The sequence below is a fragment of the Flavobacterium sp. FPG59 genome, assembly GCF_002150205.1.
Lineage (GTDB): Bacteria > Bacteroidota > Bacteroidia > Flavobacteriales > Flavobacteriaceae > Flavobacterium.
In genome coordinates this window covers 1-3,608 of the sequence record NZ_MTCA01000267.1, presented here as the reverse complement: position 1 = coordinate 3,608, position 3,608 = coordinate 1, and the positions used below count along the sequence as shown (strand labels likewise).

Sequence of the window (3,608 nt, the reverse complement as noted above, 5' to 3'; positions counted from 1 at the left end):
GTATAAATACCTGTTTTTTTTATGTAATGATGATAATCTTGCCTATAGATTAAATTAATGTTTTTGCTAATTTAGCTAATATTTTGTTAAATAATGATCAATTCGTTAAATTTATATTTTTTAATAGTGTGAATAAATTAAAAAATGTAGCTTTTTATAGCTCAAAAAAGAAATCTCTTTCATAAAAATGGAATAACCCACTATATTTGCCAAAAAAGATTTTAATTCATGCACCGCCATTTCATCATTCACAAGCCTTATGGCTTTTTAAGTCAGTTTATTTATGACCTCAAACGAAAAAAACGCTTGTTGGGTGAACTCTACAATTTTCCAGATGGCACTATGGCTATTGGTCGATTAGATGAAGATTCAGAAGGGTTATTGCTCTTGACAACCGACGGTAAAGAAAGTGAAGCAATTAGAAGTAAGAAAGTCGATAAAGAATACTATGTACAAGTAGATGGTGTAATTACACAGCAAGCTATTGATGAAATAAAAGAGGGAGTTGAAATTGGTTTCAATGGGACTAAATATAAAACCAAGCCTTGTCAAGCCTTTATTTTGAATGAAATTCCTAATTTTGGCCCACGCGGAAAAAAAATTAGGGATGAAAGACACGGACCTACAACCTGGGCTTCAATTATTGTAAACGAAGGAAAATTTCGTCAAGTACGAAAAATGACTGCAGCCGTTGGATTTCCCACCTTACGCTTGGTTCGTGTTCGAATTGGCAATGTACATCTTAACGATTTACAAGCTGGAGAAGTTATAGAAGTAGAAAATTTTCAAATAGAAATTTAAAAGGTAGTACTAGTTTTTTTTAATCTTTTAATTTTTAAACCTTTTAATAAAGTATAAAATGTTAAACATCGTTTTAGTAGAACCTGAAATTCCAAATAATACTGGAAATATTGGCCGATTGTGTGTGGGTACCGAAAGTCGTTTGCACCTTATTCACCCTTTTGGCTTTGTTATCAATGATAAAAACCTCAAACGTTCTGGATTGGATTATTGGGTGCATCTTGATGTTACGGAATACCAAAATGTCGCAGAGTGGATGAAAGTTATTCCGGATACCTCAAGAGTTTTTCTAATGAGTTCACATGCAGTCCATTCCTATTTGAATATCGAATTTCAAGACGGTGATTGGTTGGTTTTTGGTAAAGAAAGTGTGGGCTTGAGCCAAGAAGTATTAGATTTGTTTGCCAAAGAAAATCAACTTAAAATTCCGATGTCAGCCTTAATTCGTAGTTTTAATATTGCTAATTCAGTTGCTTTTGTAGTAGGAGAGGCGAAAAGACAGATTGCGCTGGGTTAATTGTTTACGTACTTTGTGACTTCTTTGTGAATCTTTGTGATTTAATTTTTTCTGGAATATATTTTAAAACAAAACTTATATAACCTTATATGTCTTATATGTTTCAAAAAAACACAAATTAGTATGAAGAAGTCACTAATTTTTTAAGTTGATTTTATCTTCTTAGCGTGAACTTTTACACATACGCACATAATTAAAACAAAACGTATATGCCCTTATTTGCCTTATATGGTTCAAAATAAACATTTCAATTCATAAAAAACTAGTATGACTTTTTTTTGCGCCCCAAGCGTAATCCCTTTACGAAATTAGTGTTTAACCATTTTACAACAAGTATTTTATTCCCCCATTTGGGGGTTAGGGGGCTTAACCTGTAATCACAAACTTCCCTTTTTCAGGATCAAAAACAATATGGTCATCTTTAAAAAGGGTATTAAAACTACCTTTTTTAATCAAGTTACAGGGTTCATCTTGTACTACATTTCCGGGAGTCATAATAATCATTTCGTCGCTCATTTGTATAGCCATATCAATATCATGGGTAGAAAACAAGATGCATTTACCGGTTTCATGGGTTAGTTTTTTTAGCAATTTTAACAGCGCTACTTTATGCAGTAAATCCAAGTGAGTGGTGGGTTCATCCAGAATGATTAGTGGGGTATCTTGTGCTAATGCTCTTGCAATCAATACTTTTTGCAATTGCCCGTCACTTATTTCATAATGCTTTTTATCAGCCAAATGAGAAATTTGAGTTAATTGCATGGCTTGATTGATTTTGTCACTATCCTCAGCAGATAATTTACCTATCCAGTTGGTGTACGGTTGACGTCCTAAGGCAATTAGCTCATAAACCGTTAAATTGCTTGGCGGAAGCTTTTCTGTAAGTACAATGCTTAAATTTTTGGCCAAAGCCAAAGAATTATAGGAAGAAACATTTTTATGAAGCAATAAAACTTCTCCAGATAGAGGTTTTTGTATGCCTGTAATGGTTTTTAATAAAGTTGATTTCCCTATTCCATTTGAACCTATAAGTGCAATGAGCTTGCCTGTTTTTAATGTAATTGAAACATCAGCGGCAACCACAGTGGATTCTTTTTTATGGTAGTAACCAATGCTAATTTTTGATGTTTCCAGTAGTATTGCGTGTTCCATTAGCCTATCATTTTTTGTTTTCGAACCATAAGCCAAATCACCATGGGCGCACCTATAATGGACGTAATGGCATTTATGGGTAAACTAAGATTCAAGCTTGGAATCTCTGAAAGTAAATCACAAATAAGCATTATTATACCTCCAAAAATTAAAGTACTCCAAAAAAGTATGGTATGATTGCTTGTTTGAAAAATCAACTTGGCTACATGTGGCACAGCAAGTCCTACAAACGCTATAGGTCCAGCAAATGCGGTAATACTACCAGCCAAAATACTAGTAGCAACAATGATGATCAACCTTGATTTTTGATAATTTAAACCTAAACTGCGAGCATAATTTTCTCCAAGTAATAAAGCATTCAATGGTTTTATACTTACCACACTTAAAAAAAGTCCTATAATTACACAAACAGCAAGCACAAATACGGATGTCCAAGATAAATTACCCAAACTGCCCATAGACCAAAAAGTAAATTTTTGTAATTGCTCCGCGGTACTCATATATGATAATACTCCAACAATGGCACTGGTAAAACTCCCAAACATAAGCCCTACAATGAGTATAGCCATGGTATCTCTTAGTTTTTGTGAAACAAATAAAACCGCAAGTAAGACTAATGCACTTCCTATTGTAGAAGCAATAACTACGCCGTACGCCGAAAGTAAAAAAGGAGTTAAGAAAGAAGGAAGTATTCCTGCGCCCAGAATTACAAACGCTACCCCCAAACTGGCACCTGAGCTTAAACCCAATACATAAGGCCCTGCTAGAGGATTTCTAAACAAGGTTTGCATTAATAAGCCACTTATAGACAATCCTATACCTGCAAGAATAGCAGTTATTGCCTTTGGTAAGCGATAATTCATGATGATATATTCCCATGTTGCTTTACTAGCTTGACCTCCCGTTAGACTCGTTGCCACATCCTTAAACGGAATGGATATGGATCCAAAACTAATGTTCATAAAAAACAGTAGCACGAGTACAGTTGCAAAAAAAAAGAATAAAATGGTATTTCGTTTGTGTGTATTCAACGCTTATTTTTTAGAGTAAAAACCCTTTAATTTTTTGTAATGTAAAATTTCGAGTATCAATATTATTCTTAGTTACTTTAATTTTTCTGCAAAAGTAAAAGTATAAT

At 33.7% G+C, this 3,608-nt stretch carries 4 protein-coding genes; 2 read left to right on the top strand and 2 right to left on the bottom strand.

The window, feature by feature from the left end:
* Nucleotides 1-228 precede the first annotated feature (228 nt).
* Nucleotides 229-801 (top strand): pseudouridine synthase, encoded by a 573-nt coding sequence (locus tag FPG59_RS14795; RefSeq protein WP_086455333.1) that lies wholly within the window; start codon nt 229-231, stop codon nt 799-801.
* Between the two features lie 58 nt (nt 802-859).
* Entirely contained in the window at nt 860-1,318 is a 459-nt protein-coding gene (locus tag FPG59_RS14790; protein WP_086455332.1) for a tRNA (cytidine(34)-2'-O)-methyltransferase, read from the top strand.
* Between the two features lie 366 nt (nt 1,319-1,684).
* Here FPG59_RS14790 and FPG59_RS14785 read toward each other — a convergent pair whose 3' ends face one another.
* Both FPG59_RS14785 and FPG59_RS14780 read right to left on the bottom strand, forming a co-directional pair.
* Nucleotides 1,685-2,470 carry an ABC transporter ATP-binding protein gene (locus tag FPG59_RS14785; RefSeq protein ID WP_086455331.1) on the bottom strand — a complete coding sequence of 262 codons (786 nt, stop codon included), beginning with the start codon at nt 2,468-2,470 and terminating at the stop codon, nt 1,685-1,687.
* Nucleotides 2,470-3,501 carry an iron ABC transporter permease gene (locus FPG59_RS14780; RefSeq protein WP_254906718.1) on the bottom strand — a complete coding sequence of 344 codons (1,032 nt, stop codon included), beginning with the start codon at nt 3,499-3,501 and terminating at the stop codon, nt 2,470-2,472. Before FPG59_RS14780 ends, FPG59_RS14785 begins: the two co-directional genes overlap by 1 nt.
* Nucleotides 3,502-3,608 lie beyond the last annotated feature (107 nt).

Coding starts and splice junctions, on each gene's coding strand:
- FPG59_RS14790 (WP_086455332.1), top strand. CDS start 860: ATGTTAAACATCGTTTTAGTAGAACCTGAAATTCCAAATAATACTGGA.
- FPG59_RS14785 (WP_086455331.1), bottom strand. CDS start 2,470: ATGGAACACGCAATACTACTGGAAACATCAAAAATTAGCATTGGTTAC.
- FPG59_RS14795 (WP_086455333.1), top strand. CDS start 229: ATGCACCGCCATTTCATCATTCACAAGCCTTATGGCTTTTTAAGTCAG.